Origin of the sequence: Pseudomonas sp. P135, assembly GCF_020312125.1 — a bacterium.
Taxonomy (GTDB): domain Bacteria; phylum Pseudomonadota; class Gammaproteobacteria; order Pseudomonadales; family Pseudomonadaceae; genus Aquipseudomonas; species Aquipseudomonas fragariae.
Genome location: NZ_JAGPYR010000004.1, coordinates 458,270 through 479,811, shown reverse-complemented (window position 1 = coordinate 479,811; position 21,542 = coordinate 458,270). Strand labels below are relative to the sequence as shown.

Genomic DNA, 21,542 nt, shown 5'->3' with positions numbered 1-21,542 from the left:
TGCAATACGAGCAGAACTGGCAAAGGCAACAACCTTAGATACTCAACCCCGACGCCGGGTTAAGGGATACGTTTCTCGGGGGCAAGGTCATAACGTGTGCGGAGGGCCAGCGTGTACATGCGCAACTGGTGGTGATGTGGCGTTTGGGACGTGACATGGCCTGCCGCTTACTCGCCGAGTACGCATGACTCGGCTGCGAGTTTTCATTCACCGCCTCAAAGCGGGCGGTCAAGAAACAACAAGCGTGCCGCCAACGCTGCCATTATCCCGGCAAAGCCATAAATCCCTAAACATCTGGCAATCTTGCCGCCGCCCAGTTTCCCTCTTAGCTGCCCGGCAAATATTCCGAGTGCGGTGTGGAAAAGTAGCGCGATCAGCGCAAGCAGCGCTCCGAGAAACATCAACTGGAGGCTGACATTGCCACCAGTTACGCTGACAAACTGAGGCAGGAATACCATAAAGAACAAAAGCGCCTTGGGATTCAACAGGCTATTCAGTGTGCCTCTGGCGAATATTTTCCGGAAGGAAGCCAATTGGGGCTGCCCGCTGGCAGTCGCGGCTGGCGCTTTTAAAGCTTGCCAGGCGATCCATATCAGATAACACGCCCCTGCCAAGCGTAGTACTTCAAATGCAGGTGCCCAACTCATGACCACAGCGCCAATACCTGCACTGACCAGAGCGGTCATCAGCACGTCGGCGAAGGAGATACCGAGAGCGGCAGCGAAGCCAGCACGCCAACCGTGGGCCAACGCATGACTGGTCACAAAAGCCATGTTCGGACCCGGAACGATTAAAAGTAACGTGGCGGCGACAATGAACAGGTAGAGATTGGCTGCATCCGGCATGACTGTCACTCCGTAGTACAAGCACGACGATAAGCGGATTATTGATGGGGAGATAGTTACAGTCGGGGCTGATCTGATAGCAACAGTTGATGCTCAGGGGGACTTGTGTGGTAAGAGAGAGGTAACTGCCGAGCGCAGCCCTTAGTACCAATAGCCGATGTTCCGCCTCAGTTGTACTGATTGCAACGCAGGTTACTTTTTCAGGAGACCCTTCACAGCGCTATGCGAAGGGTCTGTGCGTGATCAGTCTCGCACGAGCTTCAGCAGTCCGCCGTCATACCAGGAAAGAGCTAACGACCCGTCCTGTGCCAGGAAAAATGCCGGAGTTTCTTTGTCAAAAGGACCCCAGCTCCCAGATTTGCATTCAACGCTATAGCGCACAGCTTTTTCGATGCCAAGCTTATGGAGTTGCGGCTCCAGTTCAGCTCCACTCATCGCCGGAAGCTTATGAAAAACAGGCCCCTTGCACACATCTTCCGTGGAGTCTGTGGACGCTTTCCATGCAAGCTGGTCGTGACTGAAACTGAGACGTCGCCCCATAAAGCTCGGATCATCATCCCCCAGTGCCTGCACGCCCGAGTCTGATACCGCTACACCTGCAACATGCCAACTGCCGTAAAGCGCGCTTTCTCCAGGCTGATCGTGCTTTGGAGCATCCATATTCGCTGCGCATCCTGTCAGCGACAACATGATCAGGAAAGATGAACTGAGAGAAAATCGGGATTTCATGAATGGGGTCCTTGGTTTTTAGGGATGCGGATATCGAATATTTTTTGCTAGGCTACCCCGGCGTTGGGGCTGGGGTGCCTTTGAGCGGGTTGTCCGTAACGATTTTCCTCGAACTTCAGATCAGTATCAAATGAGGTGTTTTGCGGTCGGTAAGGAGCTGAGACGCCCGTCACGAAGGCAGCCTCTTGCGTGAAAGTGCTCATTGGGACGTATCACCAGCGGGTAACGTAGCGCTGATTCCTTTGCGTTCTCGGGCCGTTTGATAGATCACATAAGCTCCAACCCTGATTGATTTCTGCCCAGCATCTAGCGTGAAGTTCGAGGTGGTGATTGGCGGAAGTGCCGTTATAGCTCACCTGTTAGAAATTGAGCGCGCCCCAGACCGAAACTCCAGTCTTCGTCACTGTTGATCACTATCGAAACCATGACGTCCTCTGCTGCGATGCCACAGTTGCGCTCCAATCCTTCTGCTATCAGGGCATAAAACCGCTTTTTCATCTCTGCTGGACGCGGCCTGCTAATGGCGGTGATGACAACGACTTTGTCGGACCGCGTAAATCCAAGACCCGTATCCTGAATGATCAGTCGATTTCTTTTGTGTTCATTCAACACCTGGTAGCGGTCACGTTCAGGAACCTGGAATGCGTTCACCATCGCGTCGTGGATCGCATCCAGCAACGTCTCGATTTCCTGATCCGAACGGCCCTCTATTACATCAATTTTCAGCAATGGCATTGATTGTCTCTCTACAGGAAGGTTGTGGATGTAGACGCTGAACGCATCTCTTCCACCAGGGTTTTGATCAATTCTGCTGCAGGGAGTGCGCGTGCGAGTGGCGCCCCTTGCCCGGCCCATTGAGCGGCAAAATCATGACAGCCTTTTAGAACAGCGGCGGCGTGCAGTGCTTTGGCCACATCATAAGCCAAGGGATATTCGGCTGGGACAGGGATCTGTTGTTCGGTGTTTTCCAGGTACAAACGATTCGCCAAGCCACGGGCAGGACGGCCGGATACATAGCTGGTTACGCGAGTTTCATGGGCTCTTGCGGAGACAAGCACTGCGCGATGCTCGGGCGTAGCTGAGGACTCGGGACACAGGATAAAGGCGGTTCCCATTTGTACACCTATGGCCCCCAATGCCAATGCCGCGTTAATGCCTACGCCGTCCATGATCCCACCGGCTGCGATCACCGGTAAGCCTACGTGTGTAGTCAACATCCGGGTCAAGGGGAACAACCCAAGCTCGTGGTCCTGGTTGGGCGTATCGTCGAATACACCACGGTGCCCTCCTGCCTCATAGCCTTGCGCGACAATGGCGTCCACGCCTGTCTTCTGAAGCATTTGTGCTTCCTTGAGCGTGGTGGCACAACCCAGCGTAACAATGCCCGCCTCTCTTAGCTCAGCTACCCAGGCCGCGTCGGGTGTGCCGAAGTGGAAGCTGACTACGGCGGGCCGCTCGGCTAATAGCACTTCAAGCATCACCCGGTCACTCAGAAAACTTTTATAAATTTCGCGTATTTCTTGAGGAGGCGCTGCATTGAATTCGGAGAACCATTTTGCGGTATAGGCCAGCCAGGCATCGTTCTGCGTATGGCTAAAACGGGCAGGTCTATGGCAGAACATGTTCACGTTGAACGGTTGGTCAGTCAGTTCGCGCGTCTGTTTTATAAGGGCTCGTGCCTGATCCGGGGTGCTGGCGCCAAGGCCGATCGATCCCAGGGCTCCTGCGTTACTAACCTCGGCAGCAAGTACTGGAGTTGAAACGCCAACCATCGGCGCCTGAATAATGGGTAGCCGAACCCCTATGCTGGACCAGAAATTCGTGGTGTTCATGTCACTACCTGTCTGTCTGGAGTGGTGAAGGAAGTCGAACGGTCAGCAGTGTCGAGAGCAGCAGGCCAACGCCTGCGGCGATCAGCGAGGTGTTAAACGAGCCGCTGTATGCGAACAGGTAGCTCGCTAATAACGGCCCAATGATTTGGCCTGTGCCATAGGCAGCAGTCATGACAGCGATAAGGTTGTGCTTAATAGTGTGTGAAACGCGTTTTGCGGCGGGCATGGCTATGGTTACGGTGCCCATGAATGTTCCGCCAACAATTAACGCGCTGCCCACGTATCCCACCTCGGTAGGTGATATAACTGGCAGAATGACGCCGAACGCTTGAAGCAGAAGGTTTGCACGGAGCGCAACGTGAGTGCCAAATCTCAGGTGAAGTGTGTGCCAGAGGTAGCAGGAGGGCGCGGCTCCAAGACCGAAAATAGCCCAGATGTGAACGGGGTTCATATCTCCAAAGGCGCTTTTCACCAGCATCGGAAGGTACGTCGCCGTAATAATGTAGCCAAAACCCGCCAACCCGTAGACCGCAATTAAAGGCCATGCGCCTAACGCCATATGACGCCCAGGAGCATCACTGGCTGATGGGGCTATTAAATGGGTGGAGCGCTTATCCAGTTTCTTTATGGCAATGCCGCTTAGTACGGCGCTGCTCGCGCCCAGCGTAAGCCACAGACTAAAACTGTTAAGTCCGACGCCTTGAGCAATGGCCAGAATTTCTGCTGACAAGAAGATTCCTATGCCCACTCCTGAAAAGAGTATGGGGGCTCCCTCATGATGCCCCTTGTGCTGCAACAACCACTGCGATGCGGCGATCATGGACAGCGCACTGAAGAGCCCTGCCACGCCTCGAATGCTGATAATTAGCCAAGGCAGCGCGGTATAGGCCAGCGCAATCAGGCACGCCACGCTGGCGAGGATAGAGACCACTATCCACCTGCGTGAATGACCGCTTGATAAGCGCGCAGCCAGTAAAGCGCCTAACAAGTATCCGGCATAATTGGCTGACGCAGCCAAAGTGCCATCATGCAGGTTCACTATGCCCTCGTGAACCATCACAGGATAGACGCCGGTATAAGCAAAACGTCCAAAGCCCATGCCAATGGCCATTACCATGGCCGCAGCGACCGCAGACCATAGCAAGTTCTGGTTTTGATTATTTCGTGCCGGTAACGCCTGGTTATGCATCACTCTGGTCTCATTTATTGTCTTTGAGCCGAATCTGCCAAAGCAAATACGAACTCTTTAGCCACTGCCCTAGGCTCTGTACGAAAAGTCGGCGAGCGAAGGTCAGGCGAGGCAAAAACAGGCGAGGAAGCGGAGTCTACGTGTTGTAAATGAGCATTCCGAGCCTGTTTTTAACGAAGCATCACCGAGCGCAGCCACTTTTCGTACAGAGCCTAGAGTTGCCTTGCAACCTCACGCCAAGGCTTGCGCAGGACCGAAAAACTCATACCGGGCCTGCTTCTCTGGTACTCCCAGATCCTTTAAGGCCCGTTTCATGAATGCCATGAATGGTTTGGGCCCCAGGAAATAAGCGTCGACATCGCGGTCGGCAGGCAGCCATTGTTCAAGGTGAGTGATTAAGGGAAAGCCAATGGCGTCTGGCGTGTAGACCTCATGATCGGCCCGCTCCGCATAAACGACATGAGCCCTGAACAGCGGATAGCATAGTTGCCAGTCACGCAGGAGGTCTGAGAACGCATGCACCTGACCATTACGTGCATAGTGAATGAAGGTTACTGGTCGCTCCCCGGACTCCAGCGCTTGCTCGGCCATTGCCAACGTTGGCGTGATTCCGACACCGCCGCTGATAAGTACCAGAGGCTTGATATGGTCGTTAAGCGTGAAATCCCCGGAAGGAGGAAACACATCGAGCGTGCTTCCCTCTTCCACATGATCGTGCAGATAGGTAGACGCGAGTCCCCCCAGCTCGCGCTTGACGCTGATTCGATATCGAACACCGTCAGCCTGCTCACTCAAAGAGTAGTTACGCCGCACTTCCTTACCATCGATCATGAGCCGTAGGCCGATGTACTGTCCGGCTTTATGCCGGATAACGGGCTGATGATCAGTGGGCGCAAGATAAAATGACGTAATTTCAGCGCTTTCGGCCACCTTTCTAAGGATTGTGAATTGACGACCACCCCGCCAGCCGCCCGGTGCTGCAGCAATGGCGTCGTAGACACTCTGCTCACCGGCGATGAGGATGTCTGCGAGCTGTTGATAGGCTGCAGCCCACGCTGCGATGACTTCATCTGTCGCGATTTCTGCGCCCAGCACCTCGCGGATAGCCTGCAAAAGGCAGGAGCCGACAATAGGGTAATGCTCGGGAAGGATCTGCAGCGCCACATGCTTGTTGATTATCTGGCTCGCCAGCCCGCCCAGGTTTTCGAGCCTGTCGATATTCCTGGCATACATCAGCACGCCGTTGGCAAGCGCGCGGGGCTGCGACCCGTTAGCTTGATGCGCCTCATTGAACAACGGACGCACTTCAGGGTGCGTGTCGAGCATGAGTTGATAAAAATAAGTGATCAGCGCTTCCCCTCCAGTTTCAAGCAGAGGCACAGTTGCTTTGATGATGTCGCGCTGGGTTGAGGTCAGCATGGTGGGCTCCAGAGGGTAGGAATCTATACCCTTGGTTAGAGCAACCGCCGTGCCAGGCATAAAAGCCTTGTAAAACAGCAAGCCGAAGGCGTATAGAGTCTTTATGACTGTGTTATTAAGACCTGATCCGTGAAAAAAGATGTCATTTCGACTCATCAACTGAATGCGTTGCATGCCCTTCTTCCGCTCTTGGGTGATTTAGCAGTAGAGCTGCCTGCAGAGCATCGTTACTACCGTGTTCTGAACGCATTGCGAGAGCTGGTCCCCTCGGATGCTGTGGCATTACTGCGCCTGGAGCAGGGCGAACTCATACCGGTTGCCGCGCATGGCTTGGCCAGTGACGCAATGGCCCGACGCTACCGCGTGGCAAGCAATCCGCGACTGGAGGCGATCATTGAAGCGCAGGGAGCCGTTCTGTTTCCACCGAACTGTGATCTTCCGGACCCCTATGACGGACTGATCGGTTCAAGCGCCTTGCCCGTACACGACTGCATGGGCTGCTCGTTGCGGATCAATGACAAAACCTGGGGGGTTCTGACACTGGACGCCCTGACCGTGGGGCAGTTCTCTGAGCAGGATCTTCAAACCGTCGAGACCTTTGCCATGTTCGCTGCGGCGACCGTCGTAGCGGCATCCCGATTTGATGATCTATTGCGCACCGTTGCCGGAGAACGGAAACGAGCAGAAGCGTACCGGCTCTCTGCACGCAGGCCCAAGCCTGAAATGATTGGGAACAGCGAAAGTTTCAGGCAACTCCTCTCTGAAATCGATCTGGTCGCTTCAAGCGACCTCACGGTTTTGATTACCGGCGAAACCGGAGTAGGTAAGGAACTGGTTGCCCAGCGGCTGCACGATCTCTCGACGCGAGCGGACAAACCGTTCATAACGGTCAATTGCGCCGCCCTTCCTGAGCACCTGATTGAAAGCGAGCTTTTCGGACACGTCAAAGGCGCCTTTTCGGGAGCCATCGAAAATCGGCTGGGTAAATTTGAAGTGGCCAGCACTGGCACACTATTTCTGGATGAGCTCGGCGAGCTGCCGTTGGCCGCGCAAGCCACCCTGCTTCGCGTACTTCAGGGTGGCCAGCTTCAGCGGGTCGGTTCAGACAAGCTCCATGTCGTCGATATTCGTTTGATTGCCGCCACCAACCGAGACCTGATTGAGGAAGTGCGTGCGGGTCGCTTTCGAGCAGACTTGTATCACCGACTAAGCGTCTACCCATTACGCGTCCCCTCTTTGAAAGAACGTCGGGACGACATCATGTTGCTCGCCGGAGCATTCGCGGAAGAAAACCGCTGGAGGGTCGGCGTACCTTCATTGCGATTTTCCGACTCTGCCCGCCAAGCATTAGTCGGCTACTCGTGGCCAGGGAATATCCGGGAACTGGAACACCTGATGGCGAGGGCCGCGCTGAAGGCAAAAAAAAGAGCGGCGTCTTTGAAAAGGCAGAGTGTTTTGTCGCTGGAATTGCAGGACCTTGACCTACTGGAATCGCCCTCCGAGCGGGTTGCGGAAAAATCAGGCTCTATCCTTGCACAGCAGCTCCCGTCTCACGATTTCAAATCATCTGTCGACGGATACAAGAAAGCGATATTGGAAGAGGCTCTCAGGCTTTCAGAAGGCAATGTTTCTGCTGCAGCTAGAGGTCTTAATCTGGATCGCGCGAACCTGACTCGGCTCGCAGGTAGGCTGGGGGTGAGCATCTTGCGTGAAAAGTAATCACATCATTCTCAAAAAGAGATCGGCCAGAACCAAAAAGCCCGCAATTACGCGGGCTCCAGGGCATTTCTTGCTAGATCGTGCCGGGCAGTGCCGGACGTCCAATCATCCCACTCTATTATTTTTAATAAGGTAAAATTCATATAAATCAGTGTCTTAGATTGGCACAATCCGTTAGTGCCATGAAAAGTGCCATTCCTGATAAAAAGTCCGCTTCGAGCCCAACCCTCCACTGATGTGATCCTTCCCAAGTCATGGATTGTTTCGTTTCGGATAGACACCGTTGCGCGAGGATTGGTAGCCTCCCCCTACTTGAGGACTGATGACCGGTAAATTACGCATGGACGTGAGAGAGATTAAACACGGTGCTGCCAGCAGCGGTAAGCGCAGCGCTGAAACCTTACCCGGTTCCAGAGAAGCAATGCCGCTGCTGACAGAGTTGAGGCAGGAAATGCTTAGGGAGATAACTTCCGGTGAAAAACGTGCGGCAACTGACGAAGAAATCACCACATGGATACTGAAAAAATATCAAGATAACGCCTCAGCAGGTGACATCTACCGCGCGCTACTGTCTCTTGGCGAAGACTATGTGTCACCGTCAGCTCAATTACCATCGAGTAAAGCTGCGCTAGAACAACTACATGCACTTGAGCACTATCCGATCCCCGAATACTTTTTTGTTTCCACTGACTATGAAGATGAGTTTGTGGGCTTTCTATTTCAAAGAGAAGCCTTGAGGGATGGCGGCCGAGTCTATTCCGTAACCGGGTTTGATTCATGTGACCTGGGCGGCAAGGTATCAAGACTTGAACTCAGAGTTAACGCCGCAAGCCCTGAACCGTTCATATCGCGACTGAGCAACAATGGATGGATTCGGGTGAGCAAGGAGGTATTTTCTAAAAATGACTACCTAGATTTAATCTTTAGGTCGTTAGCAGCATACTGCAACTATAAAAATCCAAGAATTGATACGAATCGGATTATTGATACTCGACTTTCGAAACCAGCTGAGAATGACTATCTAGTAAGATTGATCGCGGATGCTTTCAAAGGAACTGTTCCATGCACCCGTATCAGAATACCAATCACCCGTATCCTGCCACGCGATATTGATTATACCCTCAGCATAGCGGAAAGCGAGATAAAAAGTTTCATGCGAAGGATCGCAACTTGGGGAGCTCCGCTGGCGGAGATTTTGCTATATGAAGAAAATGGTCATCTTACAATGGACGATGACTACGTAACATACTGCGCCTACAGGGCACTGGAAGTAAATTTAATAACAGCCGTAGTCGTCGGAAACTTCGATGAGTCTAATATAAAGATTCTTGCTCGAGGGCATGGCGAACTAATACCGCCAATACAAGTTAATCACCCGAGCAAAAGAGCGCAAACGCACACTCTTTCGAAAGACGAACAGCTAGATCGAAAATTATTAGCCCTTATACCTACCAGCAGCTCAAAAAACACCATGAAGCGAAAGTTTACAGATTTCTGCAGACTATTAGGGAAAGACTCGACACTCGAAAAAGACCTTCACAAATTCATAAAAAACCACCCGGAAATATTCGATTGTCACTTCGGGAAAATACATATGGAGGTACCCATTGGTAACTTTAGGGCCGACATGGTCCTGGAGTATGATCAGTCACACAGGCGGATATTACTGGTGGAATTGGAAAGGCATGTGGATCAAATCTTCACCAAAGACAACCGTTTACGTAGCAAAGTGACCCATGCGGGACAGCAAGTCGAAGACTGGATAGGTGAAATTAGAGGAGGCAAAGATAATGTCCCCGACTGGCTTAGCAAGGAATATGTCGTTGAAGGTGCCATTGTAATCGGCCGATCAAAAAACCTCACTCTCAGGCAGAAAGAAACGCTCCGCGTAATAAACACCAACCGCACTATTAAGATCATGACTTACGACGACCTGCTTGAACAGATGATGAGATTAATATCAATACTGTCATAGCAATGCTGTATTACTCCTCGTCTAACTCCATGGCCCGTCTCTCGTCTGCTTGCCGCTCAATGCTGTCCTTGGCGTGCTGAAAGAGCCAGCTGTACAATTTATGTGCCGGATCCATACGACTCATTCCTTTAAGAGTTTTTTCTGCATAATCCTGTAACTCTAAATCTTCTTTAAAAGGCTCTCCGGCTAGACCACTACGTCCACCGGAGACGGCAGACGACCATAACGCTGAAGAGATATCTTTTACTGCTTGATCACTCACGAGCTCCGCCTGATTCAACACTTTCCGAACAAAAGGCATCTCATCGATAACAAATGTCTGGTAAGCGCTTCGCAAGGTGCTCACGACGACGTTCACATGAGCCTGGCCCCCGCCCTTAAGGACATCCAGCAACAAATCAAGAACCTGAGCACCATATTTACCGGAAAGCCCCGTCACACAAGCACCTAGATCCATGGCCAATTTTCCTTCCTTCTGGACATCCACAGCCCACGCGAGAAGTTCCTGCAACAGTCGATGCCCATCAGGGTGAGAAAGCAGCCCAAGCCCTGCACCTTTACGGTCCATGCGCATCGACCTATACCCAAGGCCGCGGCCTACTGCCTGCAACCTTTCCTTCAACATGTCAACAACGTCCGCGGGGACCGTCTCAACAGCTTGTTTGAGGAATTTAATTACCCAATGATCATCAAGCTCCGGCAACTTCCCTAACGCCCGCAACAGAACTCGCAATTGATCGGAGCTTATTCTCCCTGCAGGAACGGTGCTGCGATATCCCAGCAACATGAAGAACTCATGGGTGGCGGCAGGGCTTACAATCAAGTCTGCGGTGCAGATGAGCTCCACCGCTAGCGCAGGATTACGTCGAGCAACTTGGCGCGCAATTGCCGCGGCGTTGCGTAAAACTGACGGTTCATTCGAACAGAAAATACGCCGCAGAATTGGTAGATCAGCGTCGGTGAAAAAATCATCAGCCTGACGTGCATACGCTTCAGAAACCATCTCCCAAGCGCGGGTTGAATCAGTCCTTAACAAGGAATTAATTTGCGTATGGTGAATCTGATCCCTCATGAGAACTGCGAGCGCAGCACCTGAGAAATTATCCAATGGTGCGCGCGAATCAGACTGTTTGGCCAACACAACTTTGGCAACATCAGGGCGAGCTTGTAGAAGGTGACTAATAAAAATTTGCGGATTGCCCCAACCTCCACTTGCAACCTGCTCTATCTGGCGAAGCCACTCATTCAGAAAGCTGTATAAGTCCGATGCCTTTGGAAATTCGGCGGCAAGATCGGTGATGAGATTGCGGATTTCCAACTCATGATTTTTATGCTCAAATGGCTCGTTACAGTCCCAGGTTTGATGCCCCCAGGCATCTCCAATTAGCCTGACAAGTCGGGTAGGCAGATCACGAGCGGACAGTTTTATTACGGCAAGTGCCTTAGAACGACATTCTAATTTGCTATTGTAAAAAGCATGCCAGCTAACAGATATCCCCGCCTGCACTATCGCTACTGGATGAATCTCGGCATTGTCCAGTGCACGATGCACTCGATCGAGCAACTCTGAATGCGCGACGGCCCATGCTTCATGATCTTCGCTATCATGCATAGGTCCGCGCAGGGCTTCGGAAAGCAGACCCGCAGCAAGCAATGCCTTACGCGGGGAACCTGTCTTAAGGGAGCTAACTATGGCGTCGACCACTTGTGCACGCACAGACTTCGCGAGCTCGAAATCAAGTCGATATCGTTTGATAGTTAAGCTGCGGTTGCTGGAGGTGACTTCTTCCATCTCAGTTTTTAAAGCGCCTTCCAAAATAGTGAAAGGCGTGTACAACCCAGTCAGAGATACAGGGCGTTCCAGAAGATCAATCGCAAAAGCAACCACTTGCTTGACGTAACTGACAGGTTTATTTGGAGCAAACTCAGCGAGCTCTTTTAAAATCCGAATTCCGTGATTCGGTTCCGAGTTCAGCGCACGGGAGTCCCGACGCCCAGCTTGCCAAAGCAAAACGCATCCATCCTCCAGAACCTCCGGGTTAAAGACTGCATTCCGAATTATTCCGCATACGCCGTCGTGGTCACCATGACCATCCTCTATAAGTCTCTCAGCGAAATTCAATGCTAAACGTGGCTGGTAATAGGCTACTGCCTCAACGGCTTGAACATGCGGATTATGATAATCGTCGTGCCATCGGAGCTTGCGCACAATACTGGAGAGCAATGTGCTGCCCTCGGTGTCCCCGTTCCGCAAACGCCAGTCAAGACGACCAAGGTTGACCAGCAGATGCTTCAAATACTCTGCATCGGCAAGGTCGAATGCGTGTTCCACCTTGGGAGTTACGCCCCCGCCGACACCTATAAAGTTGCGCTGGATGATTGAGTCAGCTAGGAGGTCGGGGGCCAGTCGGTGGCGAAGGCCGCGTTTAAATAGAACCCCTCCCTCACTTAAAAGGCGAAGAAGGCGCTGAGCGTCTTCATGCTCCAGCCCCTCAACCGCCCTCAAGATGCTAAGAAAAGCAGGGTCATCAAACACCACAGGCTGCAATAATGCCACCATTCGTAAGACGGCTTGGAGCTTCGGCACATCCTGCCCTGTGACGATCCTGCCAGCGATAATGTCCTCAAGTCTAGCGAGCACGTGCTCCTGGAAGTCCTCTCTATTGCCAATCAACGCCGGAGGAACGTTCTCTTTAGCAACTATCTGAGCAGCTAACACCGTGACTAGTGGCGTAGCATAGGTCAACTCCGCGATGACCTCAGCCATCTCAAGGCGTCCGTTGCAGGCCTGTAATACTTGTGTAGCGAGGATCACCGCGTCCTGCTTTGTGCGCGGCCTCAATTCAACAGTCGCTACCTGCGGGCTATCCATCGCGACGAGTGACGCCTGACTGCGAACCATAGCCCGCCCGTATGATCTCAACGAGATCAGCAGTTTGGTATCGTTCTCAGCCACTGTCGCATATCGCATCAACTGTGCCAGGTCGTCACGGTCATGAGCATCGTCAATTATCAATAGCTTTGTACTGCTGCCCAACTCCCCTAAATGCTGGGCTTTGACGTCCTCCGTGGGTGAGACGAACAGAATGGAAATATCAGGTCGTTTTTCACGCACACTCTCAACGACTTCTCGCAGTAGGCGAGTCTTCCCATTACCCGGTGCCCCCAAGAGCATCGTAACTAGAGAGTTGTCATCCAAAACTCCCTCTGTCACCTTCTCAAGCTCCTCCTCCCTACCAACCAGCGACCATGCGTGATTGAAGAACCTATCGGGGTCGGTGAAGCCTTTAAAAAAGTCATCAGGTTTTTGAAACGGCCCTGACTCAGCCTCGCCAAGAAGTGCTTGGCGTTGCCCTCGAAAATAGATATCGACCAAATCCCTCCGATCGACCATGGAGAGCTCACGGAATTTCGCAGATATATCGATCCGATCCCACATTTGCCAGCCCTGATGCTGCGCGATTGCAATACGTGCCTTCGGACTCGCTATATTGGAAAGCAGCAAAACTTTGAGGTCTGAAACATATGTTTGCTCAGCTACAACCCCATGGACCTTCTGCTCCCCGAACTCCTCAACCCGTTTGCACTGGAATGTATGAACCCCGAAAAGGCTTCCTCGCACCTCAATATCAATGCCGTGCTGTTTGCTGCCGGTACCGCCAAAGCGATTCACCACGCCACCACGGTCCCGGTAATAACGGGCAAGGAAGTCAGAGCTGAAGTTCTCGAAGCTATCAGGACGCAGTGAGTGCAGCGGGAGAGGAATGTCATATGTAGGTGCACCCTCAGCCTGACAGCTGCTGGAATTCGACAGCGCGTACTCAGCCGCCACCGTCATGGAGCTCAAATCTACATCGAGAAGCAGAGCTAGATTAATGAGCTCCTTCGCCCTTGGTCGGGATACCCCTTGCTCCCAACGACTTATAGTCTGCTGGGTAACGCCCACTCGTGTGGCGAATTCTTTCTGCTTCCAACCTTTAGCGTTTCTGAGTGAAAGGAGAAGCACAGCAAATTCAGGATATCTGACCAGACTCATCGCTCAGCCCTCTGAAACACATTAAGTGTGTTCCAGATTACAGAGGGATGCTCATACGTCAAGGACATTTAATAAGCCAAAAATGACAAACGCGAACTTGCGGAATTATCGGCGCACCTCCCGCCCAACCCCTTGCCGCGAATGGAAATCGGTCGACGCTTGTGCGGCCGCACTCCGGCCAAGCACCGAAACGTTGCGCCAAACCCTTGGACGACAAGCCTTACCTAAGTGCCCTTACCAACCTTGGCGTCGTAATCACCATCGTAGAGACGATCAAACGCATGAAAGAGACGGGTATTCACCCGATCGATCCACTCCATCGTGCTTTCAAAGCCATTATCGTAAGCGCCGATCCGCTGAAGCCAAAGTTTGAAAGGTTTGATAGTGAATTTGACAGTCGGGGCCATGTATCTAATGTCGGCGGGATGATAGTCTGTGAATGCTGAGAATGTGCCATCGCCATTACGCACTAATCCCCAATCCATGGACTCATTCCAAGAGCCATGGATCGATTCAGACATCATCCCATAGGTTACAGGATACAAATCATCACGCTCAATTTCAGCGAATATTTCTCTGAAGCTTTTACCTTGAAGACGCCACTTATTCTTTTTTTGCTCAGCAAAATCGTCCTTAGTAAGGCCTTCCAAATCCATCTTCTCTTGAACTGCAAATAGTAAGCGCTTCCCAGCTTTCGTATGAAAAAACAATGAACCGCCTTCCAACTCCCTCAGAATCCTGAGTCTATCTTTATAGGAGCATTTACGGTAATCCTCGATGGTATTGCTACCACCCTGCATCAAATAGCTAGCAATAGTTGTCGCCTCGATGAGGGGACGCTCGAAAATCGCGATCACTTCAGCATTGTTTTGCTCGTGATATTTCACACATTCTCTGAGGAGCTTGGAAATTCGAACGAGAAGTCCAAGTATGGGTGCATCATTGATCGAAAAGCCCGTTGGATTGCGTTCAATATTCCGAACTCTAGTAAGGGCGTCATAGATTTGCGCTACATCTTGAAAAAAATTAATCGAAAACGCGTGTATCCCTTCTAAAGAGCTGAAGTGCTTATCGATATAAGATGCATCATACTTCTCGGTTATCTCGTAAAATTCCAGCAAATTAAGCTACTCGTGTGAATTATGAACTGAACCGTATATGGTTTGCATTCCCACCATAATCCTGGCCCTACTGACAACATCAGAATAGATCAAGCCCACACTAAGTGGGCTTGCAGACAATAGACCTCTTAATTAATTCGGGATGCTAAGCTGTCATACGCAATGGCCAATTGCTGCTTACAAGTCTCAACATATTTATGGGTGCGTATTGCAACAGGCAACCTACCAATCCTCTCAGAAACCAACTCACAAAACTTAGCGACGTCTGAAATCTGGACTGAAGACATATTATCAATATGTATAGAAACAACCTTTGCCACGCTTGTAGCAACTCGATAAGGGTAATGCTTCAACTCATTTAGCATCTGCTTAAGAAGAATCGCCTTAGCATCTAGATACATACCAAATGCTTGTTGCACATCCTCGCTCTGAATCGCTTGCTCAAGTCGAAATCTGGCAAAATGATTATCGATTTGATAGGTATTATAGTTAGGCCTCAGCCTAGAAAATTCGTATGCAGACTTAAAGTACTGCTCTACTTGCTCCAATGTATTACCTTGCAACGCCATACGCGCAATCGCATATTGCAACCAATAGTGGGGATTCTTCTTCGCAAACTTTGTTTGTTGAATATCTTCATAGAATTTCACCACCGCCACCGGCAGCCCATTCCTAGGAAGCATTTTTTGCAGGGACGAATACGTCATCACACTGCGCATAAAATACCCATATTTCGCAATATCTGGATTTTCTGTTTTATCTGCTCCATCCGCCTTTAAGAACATCCCTTTCAGCACACCAAGAACTTCAGAAGCATCACCTAATGATGTCAGGAAGTACTCTGCCAAGATCGATGATTTCAACCGAATATGGCCTGAGTTCTCACTCCATAGAAACCTTACCGAATCTTTATCGTTATTTGATAAGTTTATCAAAGGAGAGTTATCTAAGAGATCATTAATAAGAAGCTTTTGAACCTCTAGGCCACTGATCTTTACCAAAAATATCGATATCGCGAGGCGGCGAACCTCGGGCTTTATAGATTCAAATAGAACTTTAATCCGACTTGCTATTTGCGGGGCTTCGTATAGCCTCAGTAAAATCTGATGAAACTGACCTGCACACTCCAAGTCAATTGCCCGCATTCGATTTATATCTGGCAGCGCAGAAAGCTCTGCCCACAAACCGTACGCGTCAATCATTGACACCAAATTTTTAGTATCTTTCTTGGTAAGCACATCCGCATCAAGTTCATAAACTTGTTGGACATGCAGTGCATTCTCTAGCCTTTCGAGATAAGCCTCGTGCGCATGAGAGCGAGCAGTAAGGATAAATTTAATGTCCCTACCAACTCTCCGAACAGAAACAAAATCAATAAATTCAAGAAATGGGATATACCCATCTATTATGATTGCAACAGGGTTTTCTCTCGACCTAAGAGATCCAGCCTCTTTTCGCGCTTGGCGAGTGTCTTCAGAGACCTTGTAGACTGACCACCCTAGACTAGATAACTCTCGCCCAATTTGCTCTGAGACAATTGTTTTCCCATTACCTAACTCAGATGTTATAAGAACATCATTTCCCTCTGTAATGACCTTAACCGCATCAGCTACGATATCACGATCGAGCAGATAACATCTAGGAAGCACATTAGCCGATGTTGCACCAACAAGCTTTTCATCAACATCCCCGTAAAGGAAAAGTTTCTCTACATCAGCGTTCGATGGGGATTTTGTACTAACCTCGACTTTAACCTTATCGAGGGAAAGAAACTTAATCGAGGATGGAGAAGGGACATAGCTACTCCTTAAGTTTGCCACCTCGTTCGAAAAAGCTCCGACACCGATAGGGAATAGCGCCCCAAAATGCGGCAACCTTAGAGCATCTGGGGAATTAGACTTTAAGCCAGGCCCTGTAATAAAAACAGTCTTGCTCTGAATATCTTCCGCATGGACAATTTGCGCTAGATTCCAGTCATACATTGAATAGCCTATGAAAACTACCGACCTCGCCAATTGCAGATCTTGACGAAAAACCCTCAGCCACGGCGTATCTTTAAATGCATCCGTAAGATAGCTTTTGAATGTTAGCTTGAAATCACCTGACAAATCTCCGGACCCTAATCTGCTTATGAGTCCATTGATATGCAAACAAACGTTACTATTCGATAAATATCGCTCAGGTGAGTCTGATGGGGTAAGCGCCGTGATCACCTTCCCATTTTCTACACCACTCCTTTCAACCAAATCATCATAGTTAGTGGTGTAAATTCGCTGCCACGGCAAGTTCATAATTTCTTGATGGTGCGGCGCTGGAGAACGAATCGTGAACATTTCCCGACAAAATTTTGTTAAATTGGCCTCACCAAATTTCTCAACGTAGAACTGTGACGCATTTGTTAGATCTGAATCCTCTGCATCTATGCCTGCTAATTTATACAGCTCTTTCGCGAGCTCTCGTCCAGAAAGGGGCTGCCCGCCCGATAGACTGGTCGCACCAAAGGAAAACCCGGACCCTACAAAAAGTACCGCGTCTCCATCCAGGGCGTGCTTAATTGCTTCCTCAAGCTGCATATTTCAACTCCAATCCATGAATAGAAATCCAATCTACCAGTGTAGATGGCTGTTACGAATAAAAAGGCCCTCCAGCCATTACATTTGTGATCACCAGAAGGCTGCACTCACTCGGCACCAAAAAACTCACTTATGGGCATTAACTATAGATCCCATTTCCTTCCCGATAGAGACTTGCAATCTTCTAAACTCTAGCATCGTGGCTTCGAGGTCAACGGTACTCATCCCTTCTCCGTGCTTATGCGCAAGACAAAGCTTCAGCAGAGCAGCAGCCCGGCTCATATCACCATTTATCCTCGCCAGTTCGGTCACAGACGATAGATCTACAACTGACCTTACAGGCGTATTCAAACTAAACGCGCGCAGGTACGCCGAACGTGCCATACCAGCCTCTTTTGCCCGCGCTGTGATGATCGCTTTCTCTTCCTCGGTAACCCATACCTCTATTGTCTTCCCCCGCCGGCGAGCCGATGGCTGCGCATTGGTGTTGCTTGTCATGACGGTACTCTCCATTGCCTCTCAAGCGCTTGGTCGCGGCAGCGACGGGATGCCTTGTGGAGCAAGATCTCCGTTGAGCCGAAGGCGAATAAGGCAAGGTGTTGGAAGGGGGGGGGGAAGCCCGCACCCGTACAACACACATCTTGCCGTTCGATTCGACGCTAACGTATTGTAGTGGTCTAATGATTCTGGACACTCATTTAGGCGAGAATATCGCCAGATATAGAGGTGTCTGATGGCCAAACAACGCCGTACCTTTTCCACTGAATTCAAACGTGAAGCCGCAGGCCTCGTGCTTGATCAAGGCTATAGCCATATCGAAGCCTCACGCTCGCTTGGGGTGGTCGAGTCTGCGCTGCGTCGTTGGGTGAGCCAACTCCAGCAGGAGCCCAATGGCGTAACGCCTCAGAGCAAAGCCCTGACGCCAGAGCAGCAGAAAATCCAGGAACTAGAAGCCCGGATCGCCCGTCTTGAGCGGGAGAAATCCATTTTAAAAAAGGCTACCGCGCTCTTGATGTCGGAAGAACACGAGCGCATGCGCTGATCGATCAGCTCGGTGCCCATGAGCCGATCGAGTTGCTGTGCGAAGCGTTCGAGATACCTCGCTCGTGTTACTACGACTATTGCCTGCGACGCCGGGCTCCAGACCCCGAGCGGGTTCGTTTACTCAGCCGAGTCAATGAGCTGTTCGGGCAAAGTCGAAGCGCTGGCGGCAGCCGCAGTATCGTGTCGATGATGCAAGAAGATGGCGAGCAAATCGGTCGGTTCAAGGTCCGTGGCCTGATGCGGGAACTGGGATTGATCAGCAAGCAACCGGGCTCGCATGCTTATAAAAAAGCAACAGTGGAGCGGCCTGACATTCCGAACATTTTGAATCGAGAGTTCAATGTACCCGCGCCCAATCAGGTCTGGTGTGGCGACATCACCTACATCTGGGCGCAAGGGAAATGGCATTACCTGGCAGTGGTTATGGATCTTTAAGCGCGTCGGATTGTGGGTTGGGCGTTTTCGAACAAGCCGGATACGGACTTGGTGATCAAGGCGCTGGACATGGCTTATGAGCAACGCGGCAAGCCTCAAGGCCTGCTGTTTCACTCAGGGCTCCCAATATGGGAGCCGACAGTTTCGCCAGCGGCTTTGGCGATACCGCATGCGCCAGAGCATGATTCGCCGGGGTAATTGCTACGACAACTCGCCGATGGAGCGTGTGTTCCGCAGTTTGAAAACTGAATGGATGCCGACCGTGGGCTACATGACGGCCCAAGAGGCTCAGCGGGATATCAGTCATTATCTTATGAATCGTTATAACTGGATTCGGCCACACCAGTTCAATGATGGACTGGCACCCGCTCAGTACGAGAAAAACCTTAACGTCGTGTCCGGGATCAGTTGACCACTACACTGCCCCTTTGGTGCGTGCCTTGGCACGGGCTTTCTCTTTGGCAGGTGACTTACCCGCCGAAACCATCTTTTTAGCCTCGCCCAAGCGCTCTCTGGCTTCCGCAAGTGTGATGCCACCCACGCCATAACGACCGAACGTGATGGTCTCCTGACGGCCATTGATTGAGTAGTTGTAACGAAATGAGATGGAACCGGCAGCAGTGACGGCCACGTACAGCCCGTCGCGGTCGTTCACCTTGTAGAGTTTTTCTTGCGGTTTGAGGTTACGCAGCTTGGTATCGGTCAGCATGGCAGTTACGGATTCCATGGAAAAAATACCATGCTCAGAAAAGCACTCATGCACCACGATAAAACCCAATGAAACCGGGCTGATGATGAGATTTGATACCATGCCCCTCCCTACTAGGGCGACATGGTATCGAGCACCGAACATGGCATTTGGCTCAGTCAATACCCCGTACCATGCCATACAAACACGGTGCTTGGCGATGCACAAAGCTGCCGGAATTTGCCAGACCCAAAAAGCCAAAAGCCCGCAATTACGCGGGCTCCAGGGCATTTCTTACTAGATCGTGCCGGACAATGCCGGACGTCCAATCATTCCCACTCAATAGTAGCCGGCGGCTTGCTCGACACGTCGTAAGTCACCCGCGAAATCCCTTCGATCTCGTTGATGATCCGGCCGCTCACTGTCTCCAGCAGCTCATAAGGCAGGTGGGCCCAGCGAGCGGTCATGAAGTCGATGGTTTCGACAGCGCGCAGCGCGACAACCCAGGCATAACGGCGGCCGTCGCCGACGACGCCGACTGATTTGACCGGCTGGAACACGACGAATGCCTGGCTGACCTTGTGGTACCAGTCGGCCTTGCGCAGTTCTTCGATGAAGATGTGGTCGGCACGACGCAGGAGGTCGGCGTATTCCTTCTTCACTTCGCCGAGGATGCGCACGCCCAGGCCTGGGCCTGGGAATGGGTGGCGGTAGACCATGTCGTAGGGCAGGCCGAGTTCGAGGCCCAGGCGGCGGACTTCGTCCTTGAACAGCTCGCGCAGTGGCTCGACCAGCTTGAGGTTCATTTCTTCCGGCAGGCCGCCCACGTTGTGGTGCGACTTGATGACGTGGGCCTTGCCGCTTTTCGCGCCAGCCGACTCGATGACGTCCGGGTAGATGGTGCCTTGCGCCAGGTACTTGATGTTGTCCAGCTTGCAGGACTCGGCATCGAACACATCGATGAAGGTGCGGCCGATGATCTTGCGCTTCTTCTCTGGATCGCTCTCGCCTGCCAGGTTGTTCAGGAACTGCTCTTCGGCGTTGGCGCGGATCACCTTGACGCCCATGTTCTCGGCGAACATGGCCATCACCTGCTCGCCTTCGTGCAGGCGCAGCAGGCCGTTGTCGACGAATACGCAGGTCAGTTGATCGCCGATGGCCTTGTGCAGCAGCGCGGCAACGACAGAGGAGTCAACGCCGCCGGACAGGCCCAGCAACACGTTGTCAGTACCCACCTGAGCGCGAACCTGAGCGATAGCGTCTTCAGCAATCTTCGAAGGGGTCCACAGTGCTTCACAGCCGCAGATGTCGAGGATGAAGCGCGACAGGATGCGACCGCCCTGCTTGGTGTGGGTCACTTCCGGGTGGAACTGCACGCCGTAGTAACCGCGAGCGTCGTCAGCCATACCGGCAATCGGGCAGCTCGGGGTGCTGGCCAGAATGTGAAAGTCTTCCGGCAGTTTGGTGACCTTGTCACCGTGACTCATCCATACGTCGAGGCCAAACAGGCCGTCGGCGTCGATATGGTCTTCGATACCATCGAGCAGACGGCTTTTGCCGACTACGTCAACGCGAGCGTAGCCGAACTCGCGCAACTCGGAACCGGCAACCTTGCCGCCCAACTGCTCGGCCATGGTCTGCATGCCGTAGCAAATACCGAAAACCGGCACACCCAGGTCAAATACCGCTTGCGGGCAGCGCGGGCTGTCGGCTTCGTGTACGGACTCGGGGCCGCCGGCGAGGATCACGCCTTTTGGAGCGAATTCGCGAATCGCTTCGTCGTCCATGTCAAACGGATGCAGCTCGCAATACACGCCGATTTCGCGCACGCGGCGGGCGATCAGCTGGGTGTACTGGGAACCAAAGTCGAGGATCAGGATACGGTGGGCGTGAATGTCGAGGGCCATGGAAACTCTCTGAGCAGCTGCAAGCTATAA

At 51.7% G+C, this 21,542-nt stretch carries 13 protein-coding genes and 2 pseudogenes; 3 read left to right on the top strand and 12 right to left on the bottom strand.

All coding sequences use genetic code 11. The features are described 5' to 3' along the window. Nucleotides 1–215: 215 nt before the first annotated feature. From KBY08_RS09105 to hmpA, 6 genes are all read right to left on the bottom strand, one after another. On the bottom strand, nucleotides 216–845 hold the full coding sequence (locus KBY08_RS09105; RefSeq protein ID WP_024659500.1) for a LysE family translocator: 630 nt from the start codon (nucleotides 843–845) through the stop codon (nucleotides 216–218). 243 nt (nucleotides 846–1,088) lie between these two features. Next, complete coding sequence (locus KBY08_RS09100; RefSeq protein WP_004406435.1) at nucleotides 1,089–1,574, bottom strand: hypothetical protein; 486 nt, start codon at nucleotides 1,572–1,574, stop codon at nucleotides 1,089–1,091. Between the two features lie 345 nt (nucleotides 1,575–1,919). Beyond that, nucleotides 1,920–2,309: a tautomerase family protein gene (locus tag KBY08_RS09095; protein WP_003409144.1), complete on the bottom strand. Its 390-nt coding sequence runs from the start codon at nucleotides 2,307–2,309 to the stop codon at nucleotides 1,920–1,922. Between the two features lie 11 nt (nucleotides 2,310–2,320). Next, on the bottom strand, nucleotides 2,321–3,406 hold the full coding sequence (locus KBY08_RS09090; RefSeq protein ID WP_058399010.1) for an NAD(P)H-dependent flavin oxidoreductase: 1,086 nt from the start codon (nucleotides 3,404–3,406) through the stop codon (nucleotides 2,321–2,323). Between the two features lie 4 nt (nucleotides 3,407–3,410). Then, a complete protein-coding gene (locus tag KBY08_RS09085) occupies nucleotides 3,411–4,595 on the bottom strand; it encodes a YbfB/YjiJ family MFS transporter (RefSeq protein WP_024659497.1) in 1,185 nt (394 codons plus the stop codon). A gap of 231 nt (nucleotides 4,596–4,826) precedes the next feature. Continuing rightward, nucleotides 4,827–6,014 (bottom strand): NO-inducible flavohemoprotein, encoded by a 1,188-nt coding sequence (gene hmpA / locus KBY08_RS09080; protein WP_111522067.1) that lies wholly within the window; start codon nucleotides 6,012–6,014, stop codon nucleotides 4,827–4,829. A gap of 129 nt (nucleotides 6,015–6,143) precedes the next feature. On the opposite strand from hmpA, the gene norR reads away from it, so the two are divergent. Both norR and KBY08_RS09070 read left to right on the top strand, forming a co-directional pair. Then, complete coding sequence (norR, locus tag KBY08_RS09075; protein WP_104683815.1) at nucleotides 6,144–7,733, top strand: nitric oxide reductase transcriptional regulator NorR; 1,590 nt, start codon at nucleotides 6,144–6,146, stop codon at nucleotides 7,731–7,733. A gap of 322 nt (nucleotides 7,734–8,055) precedes the next feature. Then, entirely contained in the window at nucleotides 8,056–9,708 is a 1,653-nt protein-coding gene (locus KBY08_RS09070; RefSeq protein WP_111522035.1) for a Shedu immune nuclease family protein, read from the top strand. A gap of 10 nt (nucleotides 9,709–9,718) precedes the next feature. Here the strand turns inward: KBY08_RS09070 and KBY08_RS09065 are convergent, their stop codons facing one another. From KBY08_RS09065 to KBY08_RS09050, 4 genes are all read right to left on the bottom strand, one after another. Further along, complete coding sequence (locus KBY08_RS09065; RefSeq protein WP_111522036.1) at nucleotides 9,719–13,744, bottom strand: helix-turn-helix domain-containing protein; 4,026 nt, start codon at nucleotides 13,742–13,744, stop codon at nucleotides 9,719–9,721. Between the two features lie 224 nt (nucleotides 13,745–13,968). After that, on the bottom strand, nucleotides 13,969–14,865 hold the full coding sequence (locus KBY08_RS09060) for a DUF5677 domain-containing protein (RefSeq protein ID WP_111522037.1): 897 nt from the start codon (nucleotides 14,863–14,865) through the stop codon (nucleotides 13,969–13,971). Nucleotides 14,866–14,993: 128 nt separating this feature from the next. Beyond that, a complete protein-coding gene (locus KBY08_RS09055; protein ID WP_111522038.1) occupies nucleotides 14,994–17,438 on the bottom strand; it encodes an SIR2 family protein in 2,445 nt (814 codons plus the stop codon). A gap of 126 nt (nucleotides 17,439–17,564) precedes the next feature. Beyond that, the gene (locus KBY08_RS09050) at nucleotides 17,565–17,936 is read right to left on the bottom strand and encodes a plasmid mobilization protein (RefSeq protein ID WP_111522068.1); all 372 of its coding nucleotides are present in this window, start codon (nucleotides 17,934–17,936) and stop codon (nucleotides 17,565–17,567) included. A 235-nt stretch (nucleotides 17,937–18,171) separates the two neighbouring features. Between KBY08_RS09050 and KBY08_RS09045 the strand changes: the two are divergent. Then, nucleotides 18,172–19,329: pseudogene (locus tag KBY08_RS09045) on the top strand (IS3 family transposase). Nucleotides 19,330–19,338: 9 nt separating this feature from the next. Here KBY08_RS09045 and KBY08_RS09040 read toward each other — a convergent pair. Both KBY08_RS09040 and guaA read right to left on the bottom strand, forming a co-directional pair. Continuing rightward, nucleotides 19,339–19,626 (bottom strand): annotated as a pseudogene (locus KBY08_RS09040) (Arm DNA-binding domain-containing protein); the annotation flags it as partial. Between the two features lie 308 nt (nucleotides 19,627–19,934). Continuing rightward, nucleotides 19,935–21,512: a glutamine-hydrolyzing GMP synthase gene (gene guaA / locus KBY08_RS09035; protein ID WP_003433442.1), complete on the bottom strand. Its 1,578-nt coding sequence runs from the start codon at nucleotides 21,510–21,512 to the stop codon at nucleotides 19,935–19,937. Between the last annotated feature and the right edge of the window lie 30 nt (nucleotides 21,513–21,542).

What these genes read in the sequence shown, in the direction of transcription:
- hmpA (WP_111522067.1), bottom strand. Translation starts at nt 6,014, where the DNA reads ATGCTGACCTCAACCCAGCGCGACATCATCAAAGCAACTGTGCCTCTG.
- KBY08_RS09085 (WP_024659497.1), bottom strand. Translation starts at nt 4,595, where the DNA reads ATGCATAACCAGGCGTTACCGGCACGAAATAATCAAAACCAGAACTTG.
- KBY08_RS09100 (WP_004406435.1), bottom strand. Translation starts at nt 1,574, where the DNA reads ATGAAATCCCGATTTTCTCTCAGTTCATCTTTCCTGATCATGTTGTCG.
- KBY08_RS09055 (WP_111522038.1), bottom strand. Translation starts at nt 17,438, where the DNA reads ATGCAGCTTGAGGAAGCAATTAAGCACGCCCTGGATGGAGACGCGGTA.
- KBY08_RS09105 (WP_024659500.1), bottom strand. Translation starts at nt 845, where the DNA reads ATGCCGGATGCAGCCAATCTCTACCTGTTCATTGTCGCCGCCACGTTA.
- KBY08_RS09050 (WP_111522068.1), bottom strand. Translation starts at nt 17,936, where the DNA reads ATGACAAGCAACACCAATGCGCAGCCATCGGCTCGCCGGCGGGGGAAG.
- guaA (WP_003433442.1), bottom strand. Translation starts at nt 21,512, where the DNA reads ATGGCCCTCGACATTCACGCCCACCGTATCCTGATCCTCGACTTTGGT.
- KBY08_RS09090 (WP_058399010.1), bottom strand. Translation starts at nt 3,406, where the DNA reads ATGAACACCACGAATTTCTGGTCCAGCATAGGGGTTCGGCTACCCATT.
- KBY08_RS09070 (WP_111522035.1), top strand. Translation starts at nt 8,056, where the DNA reads ATGACCGGTAAATTACGCATGGACGTGAGAGAGATTAAACACGGTGCT.
- KBY08_RS09065 (WP_111522036.1), bottom strand. Translation starts at nt 13,744, where the DNA reads ATGAGTCTGGTCAGATATCCTGAATTTGCTGTGCTTCTCCTTTCACTC.
- KBY08_RS09095 (WP_003409144.1), bottom strand. Translation starts at nt 2,309, where the DNA reads ATGCCATTGCTGAAAATTGATGTAATAGAGGGCCGTTCGGATCAGGAA.